General features: G+C 40.8%; 3 protein-coding genes. All 3 read right to left on the bottom strand.

The window, feature by feature from the left end; genetic code table 11:
• Nucleotides 1-303 precede the first annotated feature (303 nt).
• The 3 genes from AB4589_RS20970 to AB4589_RS20960 all read right to left on the bottom strand — a co-directional run bounded on the left by AB4589_RS20970 (nt 304) and on the right by AB4589_RS20960 (nt 5,139).
• Complete coding sequence (locus AB4589_RS20970; protein WP_372101622.1) at nt 304-2,142, bottom strand: EAL domain-containing protein; 1,839 nt, start codon at nt 2,140-2,142, stop codon at nt 304-306.
• Between the two features lie 250 nt (nt 2,143-2,392).
• A complete protein-coding gene (locus tag AB4589_RS20965) occupies nt 2,393-4,006 on the bottom strand; it encodes a methyl-accepting chemotaxis protein (RefSeq protein ID WP_372101621.1) in 1,614 nt (537 codons plus the stop codon).
• A 224-nt stretch (nt 4,007-4,230) separates the two neighbouring features.
• Nucleotides 4,231-5,139 carry an IS5 family transposase gene (locus tag AB4589_RS20960; RefSeq protein WP_065679953.1) on the bottom strand — a complete coding sequence of 303 codons (909 nt, stop codon included), beginning with the start codon at nt 5,137-5,139 and terminating at the stop codon, nt 4,231-4,233.
• Nucleotides 5,140-5,329: the final 190 nt, after the last annotated feature.

Genomic DNA, 5,329 nt, shown 5'->3' with positions numbered 1-5,329 from the left:
AACAAGCTTACTGGGTTAGGTATGCCTGAAACTTGTCGTATTGACTAAGAAATACGCGAAACGGGTTGGCTCTATCTCTAAATTTAATTACGCAACAAAGCCGGTCGATAATTAAAAATGGACTGCTTGACAATCCTGAAAGCTTATCTGTTTGGGAACAGCTTCACTCGAAATCAGCCTAATTTCATATAAAAATCAGTACGCTTGTGCTTCTTCATAACTTTGCGACAAACCTTCATGAACGACAGATAACACTCTCAAATAGAAAGTATTTAAAAATGGAGAAGAATGCTCAGTCATTGTTCATTCCTTAAGCAAAGTTTTAAAAGTAAATTTTCGGATTAATTCTTCTGCGGTGAGTGGTCTTGAGTAGTAGTAGCCCTGTACCATGTCGCACCCGACCTCTTCAAGATAACGCCTTTGCTCCTCAGTTTCGACGCCCTCAGCCACAACGGATAACCCCAGATTCTGAGCTAAGTCCACCACAGATTTCACTATCATTTTGTCGTGTATGCTGGTCGCCAAACTCTCAATGAACGATTTATCAATTTTCAAAACCTTTGCGTTAATTCTTTTGAGGTACGATAAAGACGAAAAGCCAGTACCAAAATCGTCGATAGCGATACTGAATCCTACATGTTCTAACTTTTGCAACACGCGCATTGTTTTTTCTGGGTTACTCATCAATACCGACTCTGTCACTTCTAATTCAAATATGGAAGGAGAGAGTCCCTCTTCTGAAATCATACTTATAATGCTCTCAAAGAACTCAGGTTGCTCTAATTGTTGAACGGAGATATTCACAGCCATTCTACCTGGCAACACTCTATCCTCTGATTGCCACTGACGAAATTGCTTACTAGCGGCTTTGATGACCCACTTACCGAGAGGACACATTATCCTATACTTCTCGGCAAGAGGAATAAACTCCCCAGGGTTAATGATACCAAGCTCAGGCTCGTCCCAGCGAAGCAGAACTTCAACCCCTGCAACTTCCGTACTGGCTGTATAAAATTTTGGCTGATAGACTAGATGAAACTGATCTTTATCGTGTATAGCCTGATTTAACCTGCGCGATAACTCCAATTCACGATGATAGTGTGTGCCAATCTGTTCCGTGTAGAAGACAAAGCCCCGATCAGTCGACTTAGCTTCGTACATAGCTAAGTCTGCATGTGAGAGCACATCATGCAATGTTTCACCGTCCAAAGGCCATGTGGCTGCTCCGATACTAACACCCAGAAAAGCTTTTTGTCCTATATTTATCGGGATAGGTCGACTCAGTGCCGCTACCAATTGGGCAGCTAAATGCGCAGTGCTTTCTTGTGTCGCTTTTCGATGAATCACAACAAACTCATCCCCTCCAACTCTAGCTGCTAAATCACCAGACGGAAGTGCGTTTTCAATCCGTCTAGCTACCTCTTTTAGCGCCATATCACCAGCAAGGTGGCCTCTGCTATCATTAAGCTCTTTAAATCGGTTTAAGTCGGCAAACAATATCGTAAAGCAGTTATCTTTAGCTAGTTGAAAGTCCATTATCCTCTTGGCTTCTTCGATAAAGTAGGCCCGATTAGGCAGTTCCGTTAGACTATCAAAATGAGTCAATTTCCGTACGCTGTCTTCCATAGCCCTTTGAACTGTAATGTCTTTTTTTTCTGCAAGATAACAAATAACTTCTCCTATATCGCACATTATCGGAGAAATAACAGCTTCTTCAATATACTCGGGGCCATCTTTATATTTATTGAAAAATACACCCTTCCAAGAACTTCCCGACTGTAATGTGCGATACATATCGCGGTAGCTGTCGACTGGGGTATTGTTTGATTTCAATATTCTTGGGTTCTTGCCAAGAACTTCACATAGGGCATAGCCACTCAGTTCTTCAAATTTTTTATTGGCGTAGATAATGTCCCTGTCAACGTTTGTAATAACAACGGCGTTTGCACTTTGGTTTACGATAGAGAAAAAAAATGACAGTTTTTCTTGTTGAGTCATCACCGAGACACAGTTATTTGGAGTTAGTAGTGACTTGGTACAGTCTTTCTTGAATACATCTAAAAGACTGTAATCTACTGATAGTTTTATGTTTTTATTGATTTTAATCTTTACATCTCCAATATAGTAGAGTGAATAACACACTTTTTTGCTCTTTGAGGTCAGTCAAAAACACTTAATCAACCTAGACCTTTGACTCAGCAACAACAGACTTAAGTCTTTAGCACAGCTTGGTTATTAGTCTAAGTATTTAAGTAAACTTAGTTAATCGATCGTAGGTTGATGACTTTGTCTTTTGGTTTTGAAAAAAAACCTTCTGTTAGTAATATTAACGAGCAAATAGATTGGTCTATATCCGGGGGAGAGGTGTCGATATAGACCAAGGTGCGTCGGATTATTCCAGCTTAAAGTATGTCAATAGTTGTTTAAGCTCTTCGGCAGCACTTGCCATCTCTTGAGTTTGAGATGCCATATGTACACTAGCTTGATTAATTTCTCTTGCTGATAAATTAATCACACTAACATTTTCACTCATTTCATTTGAAACGATGCCTTGCTGTTCAGCGGAAGCGGCAATTTGAGCGACCATATCATTAGCTTCGTTGAGGCTTCCTACCATAGATACTAGTGTGTCTTTTGTATGTTGAGCTGTTTCTACACAGGTGCTAATACTTGCATTATTACTTTCCATGACAGTAAGCACTTCAGAAGTACTAGAGAGTAACTCGTTAATCGTTGATTGAACTTGACTGGTAGAATCTTGAGTTCGGCTTGCAAGATTGCGAACCTCATCGGCAACCACAGCAAAACCACGACCTTGTTCTCCTGCTCGCGCCGCTTCAATCGCGGCATTCAGTGCAAGTAAATTTGTTTGTTCAGACACTTCTTGGATAACTTGCACAACTTGGCCTATATTATCTACACCGCGTTTCAAGGTCGCCATTAACTGTGTTGTTTCATCGATAGAGAAGGAGATTGCCGAAACATCTTCAAGTGTTGTGACCATACTTTGGCTGCTGGCTTGTGCTTGATGCGAGGATTCACTGGTTTTTTCTGAGCTATATTCGGCGTTGATAGCTACATTCTTAATAGTTGCTGACATTTCACTCATTGCCGTTGACATCTGCTCAAGTTGTGAGTTCTGAGATGCTAAACTTTGAGCGGTTTCTTCACTTGAAGAGGCTATGCTTTCCGATAAAAGACTTGCCTTATCGGCTGTACTTTGCGCAGCAATTAAGGTACCTCTAATGGTAGTCTGCATTTGACAAAGGCCTCGGTTTAGCTCTCCAATCTCATCTTCTCGGTTCTGTTGGAAGTTTGTTGTTAAATTGCCACTCGCGATGATCTTGAGGTTTTCAACTAATTGTTCGATTGGTTTTACAATACTATCGCTGATAAAGAAGCTAATAGAAAACAAGATCCCCATAATAATTACTAATAAAACGCTTTGCTGTATGATATTTTTGTGAAAATCTTCTTGGATGTCAGAAATGAATAATCCCGATCCTACAATCCAATCCCATTCTGGAATGTAATACACATATGAAACCTTATCTTTATCTTTTCCTTGCTGATCTCGCCATGTGTAACTCAAAAAACCTGAAGAATTGTTTTTGGCAATACGAGACATTTCGCGCCAATGATAATTACCTTTACTATCTCGAACGTTAGTCATATCTTGGCCAATAGAAGTCAGCCTTTTCGGGTGGATAATTAGTTTGTTTTTTGTATTGGTTACCCAAAAATAGTGGTCATCATCGTATCTGAGGTCTGATAATATTTTTTTTGCTGCTGTTTGAGCGTCTTCTATATTTAGAGACTCATTGGTTCTGAAGTGTTGGACTAAGGATACCGCAGTCTCTACTTGCGCTTGCAGTTTATCATGCCTTTCTTCAAGTCTCTGCTCTTGTTGAATGTAGAGTTCGAATCCTCCCAACAATAACATAAGCATAGCCGCTAGACCGATTGTCATTTGAATTTTGTTTTTTATAGATACATTATTTAACATGTTTAATTATCAAGTATTATTAATATTATCAATAATACTTAATGCCCACTTATAAATAAAGGTTAATTTTGTTAAGTGCGCCGAAGTATTGTCATCTGAGGTGGCTTTGTTGCGTAATTAAATTTGGAGATAGAGGCACCCCGTTTCGCATGCTTTTTAGTCAATACGACGGCGTTGTTGATCAAATCGGTTTAAAGACCAACGACGCCATATTTGACTCACCGTTAGCTTCGAACAGGCATACCTAGTCCTATGACTTTGTTTATAGCTTTGACATTCGCCATGATTTCTCCCACTTGAGCGTTATAACATCTCAAGCTCAATTTACCGCTGGTTAGTCCTTTATATCGAGACATTGCGGTCTCAGATATTGAGCGATAGTGATAACCCGACTCAGATTTCCACTCCGCTATTGTTCCGTTTTTCAAAGCCTTTACTGCTTCATTTCTGGGATGCCCTTCTTCCCAAAGCGCCGCATTCTTTCGAGGCGGTATCAACGGAGTACTGCCCTTATTTTGCAGGGTCTCATAGCAACTTTTTGTGTCATACGCTCCATCAGCAGATACGGTATCTACCTTTCTACGTAAAGGGTTGAGTAATGTTGGCAGCACTTCGCTATCGCCAACACTTACAAGACTGACTTCTGCACTAATGGCCTCATGAGTTTCTACATCAACGGCTAAGTGCAGTTTGCGCCAAGTTCTGCGTTTTTCGGCGCCGTGCTTTTTCACCTTCCACTCACCTTCGCCAAAGACTTTGAGACCAGTCGAGTCAATAGCGATATGGCGAATAGCTCCTCTGGATTTGTTATGATATTTGACCTGAACTGTCTTCGAGCGTTTGCTGATACACGTGTAGTCAGGGGGCGTCAGTGGAACCTCCAGTAGCTCAAAGATAGAGTCGATAAAACCTTGAAGAGCCCGCAATGGTAGAGAGAATATCCCCTTAATCATCAATGCAGTTTCAATCGCTGTATCAGAGTACTGGAAGCCTCTACCACGCTTACCATGATGGGCTTTGCATCGCCATGCATCTACGGCTGAATCATCTATCCAGAACGTAACCGAGCCCCGTTTGCACAGAGCCTTATTGTACTCCGCCCAGTTAGTTATCTTCTTTTTTGCCTTACCCATGTCACCACCGCTCTAACCATCATAAAAGATCAGATCGCAAGACTCGAAAAAGGTTCAACTGATTTAGGCAACAACGCCTTCCAAGAGTGGAAAATTAAAAGCTTTAGTTCTTAAGAGCACACCGTTAAGTATCAACTAACTGATTCATACCTTTATATCACCTAGTCCGTAGTGATCTGCTCCAGTTAGA

This window comes from Vibrio sp. 10N.222.49.A3, assembly GCF_041475145.1.
GTDB classification, from domain to species: domain Bacteria; phylum Pseudomonadota; class Gammaproteobacteria; order Enterobacterales; family Vibrionaceae; genus Vibrio; species Vibrio tasmaniensis_A.
The sequence above is the reverse complement of the archived record's forward strand: the minus strand, read 5'-3'. Positions and strand labels throughout refer to the sequence as shown.